At 44.3% G+C, this 3,337-nt stretch carries 3 protein-coding genes; 2 read left to right on the plus strand and 1 reads right to left on the minus strand.

Translation table 11 applies throughout. The features are described from left to right. Positions 1-1,590: FAD-binding dehydrogenase (locus tag A3761_RS13715; RefSeq protein ID WP_068750353.1), on the minus strand; the 1,590-nt coding region annotated here is incomplete at its 3' end. Between the two features lie 157 nt (positions 1,591-1,747). On the opposite strand from A3761_RS13715, the gene A3761_RS13720 reads away from it, so the two are divergent. Together A3761_RS13720 and A3761_RS13725 are read left to right on the plus strand one after the other, a co-directional pair. Next, on the plus strand, positions 1,748-2,710 hold the full coding sequence (locus tag A3761_RS13720) for a LuxR C-terminal-related transcriptional regulator (RefSeq protein ID WP_068554653.1): 963 nt from the start codon (positions 1,748-1,750) through the stop codon (positions 2,708-2,710). An 80-nt stretch (positions 2,711-2,790) separates the two neighbouring features. Beyond that, a complete protein-coding gene (locus A3761_RS13725; RefSeq protein WP_068554655.1) occupies positions 2,791-3,237 on the plus strand; it encodes a universal stress protein in 447 nt (148 codons plus the stop codon). Positions 3,238-3,337: the final 100 nt, after the last annotated feature.

A 3,337-nucleotide genomic window follows, 5' to 3' on the forward strand; every position in this document is an offset into this window, starting at 1 on the left:
GTCAATTGCGCTACGCGCCGTCAGTACACAGCCGGATAAGAACGTGCCCTCTAGAGACTTAAATCCGCTGGCACCGCCACCGCCAAAACCCGCTGCTTCACCAATCGCGTACAAGCCTGGAATTGCTGCACCCTCTGAGCTCAAGACCTGGCTTTGCAAATTAGTCTGTATGCCACCAAGGCTTTTTCTGGAAATGAGTCTGAGCTTAATCGCGATTAACGGACCGGATTTGTCACTTACAATGGGGGCAGGTTTACACGTTCTGACTTTGTCGGATCGCCATGCCCTGGCTTGCTGAATACGCCTAACCTGGTCATCGTTCCATAAAGCCGGCCCTCGTGATAGCATTTGGTCATAATCACTAACAGCAGCTTTAACATTGTCACAGCTCAAAACTTTTTCATCATCAAGAGCCTTCATCTGGGTAAGGAGTTCATCCATATTCTGTGCAACGATAAAGTGGTCACTTTCAGTAGAGATTTTCTCAATTAGCGTGTGATTTCCTAGCAATATTTCCTTTAAAAAGCTAAGCAACTTTCTGTCTCGAATCGAGGGGTTATGCTCCGAACCGGAGATTGCGAATTCTTTTGCAGCGATACCCCAGTTCAAAACCTGCCAGGTATAAGGTTCTTCTAGCTGGGCAACGCGACGACATAACTCATTTGTGTCAAAACCAGTAACGAGTGGATCAGGGCCAATACGATTGCCTTTAGCGTCAAGCCACAAAGCAGATTTACATGGGATCAAGCTTAAGCCATGGCCTTCAAATTGTGGCTGAGGATGCGGAATACCTGCCGCATAATTCCACATTTTATCAAGATGCGTAACACTCCCCCCCAAATTTGAAACGAGCTCATGCAATGCGCCATCGGCATAAGGGTGAGATCCGTTTAGGATTTCTTTCGGTGGCAAGCCCCAAGGTTTGTACCAATGCTCCCTAACCTTGTCGATACTGCCGTTAATCCCGCCACATGCAGCAATAGTATGCTCAGCCTCAAACTCTACTACCTTTTTAGTCTCTTCACTTTCACTTCGACAGCCCACTACGCGGCCATTTTCAGATACCAACTCAACTACACGATGTCGATAAAAGAACTGAAGACTATCACGGTTAGAATGCTTAGCCAGTTTTTCTAGAAACAATTCAACCAAGCGGTGACCAGTGCCCCAAATTACGTGATACCGGGGAACGCTATTACCATCGCCATTTAGCCCACGTTCTACCCAGTTTACGGCCGGAAAGAACTTTAAGCCTTTGTCACACAGCCAATGAAATACGCGCTCTGCGGAATTCTGCACGTAGTATTCAGCCCAACGTTTAGGCCATTCATCCTGTTCACTGAACTGAGCGAATGAATGCCAATCTTTTAAGGCAAGTTCAGGAGAATCTTTTATGCCCATACGTTCCTGAAGTGGTGTCCCCACCAAGGCCATACCACCAAACGCCAACTTTGCCAGGCCACCGGAATTACCTTCAATATCTCGATCAACCAACGAGACACTTAGACCTTTTTCCAAGCATTCATGCGCCGCAATTAAACCCGCAATTCCAGCACCAACAATAAGTACATCACTTTTAATAGCTGCCATCTTTCTTGCCTTGTTACCAAATCAATAAACTAAACAAAGTTTGCCAAAGCTCTTTACTTAAGAGGATAGTAAAATTAGCCTAATGGCCTTAGATTGAGACATAGAAGAAATAAAACCATTCTAACAATAATAGCCCTTTACCTGGATTCCACTAGGCATGAGTGAAACCGAAGCATTTATTAGTCACCTATATCGAGCAACCAAGCGTGTTGATATTGAGTATTATCGCCAGTGGGCCCTAAACGAATTACAGTCATTTCTTGATATCGACGCTGCGATCTGGAGCACCGGACATTTAAGTACGCGCACTTTTCACACACACACAACACTTAATCTACCAACTAGTTTTCCAGACACCTTAATAGAACACATTAAAATAAATCCAATCAGCAATAGCTTGTTTGCTCATGCTGGTGAAGCTGTAGATATGGCCGATGTAATTAGCGACGGTGACTTTTATCGCTCTGAAATTTATCACTCGGTTTTTGAGCCGCATGGAATAAAACGTATTTTAAGTTCACTACACATAGCTTCAAGAAGCGGTATCTATACTCTTCTCTCTGTGTACCGCACTGACAAAGATAGAAAGTTCTCAGATAACGAAAAGAAAAGACATCAACGAGTACTATTTCATCTTATACAAGCTGCCTCTCACGCCTGCATGCTAAGCATGGAAGATAGGTCGGAGGGAGAGGAGCAGTACTACGCGATATGCGACCGTCACGGCATTTACCATGAGGTCGAAACAGAGTTTCTCGACATAGTCGATCTTTGCTTTAAAGGAAGTAAGGAATTAAATACGCAAAAGCAAATCCTTCCCTTAAAACTCCCTTTGAATGAACAACAGAGAGAAAAACAGAACTACATCTTTAGCTCTCAGCAGCTCGGAGATCTCTTCCGAATAGGCGTTCGCCAAAGAAATAAACTCGACCAGCTAACCCAAAGGGAGCTAGATGTCGTAAAAGGCGTGACCAAGGGTTTAAGCTTTAAATTAATCGCAAAACAACTCGGCCTGAGCCCATCAACAATATCAAACCATCTTTATCGTATTTATCATAAGTTAAATATTAATAGCCGTGAGCAGCTTGCTCAACTCATGGGAGACATAGAGTTAAAATAATTGCTGGTTGATGTAAGTCATTACATAGCAAACGCGCTCATGCCAAACTAGACTAAAGCTACAATAAAGGAGAATCACCAATGAGCCTATATAATAATATACTCGTCGCTTTAGAGTGCGGCAAAGACGCGCAAAAAGTGCTCAACAAAGCATCTGCACTGGCTGAACAAAATCCTTCAACCAAAATTCATTTAGTTCACGTTGTACTCGACCTGATTGTGGCTGACTGGGCAGGCAGTCCAGGCCAGATACCGCCTCCATTAGATCAAGAAGCTCTCGCACAGTCGGGTGCAGACTACCTTCGCCCCTTCATTGAAGAGGCAGGGCTGGATCCAAATAATCTAATTATGTGCTTTGGGCCACCGGCTCAACAAATCCTTAAACAGGCAGATAACCTAAATGCAGATGTCATTGTTGCAGGTAGTCATAGTCGCCACGGGTTTGAAGTACTGCTAGGCTCTACAGCTCATAAGATTTTGAACCTCGCTGAATGTGATGTACTGCTAGTGCGCTGCCCCAAGAGCTAAATAATCGAAGATGTTGATAGCAGCATCCCAATTTTGGAATGCTGTTTCTCAGCCTAGCCTTTGTGACTACCAGTCATTTTATGGCAAAGTAAGCCCTCCT

The organism is Oleiphilus sp. HI0123 (genome assembly GCF_001635315.1).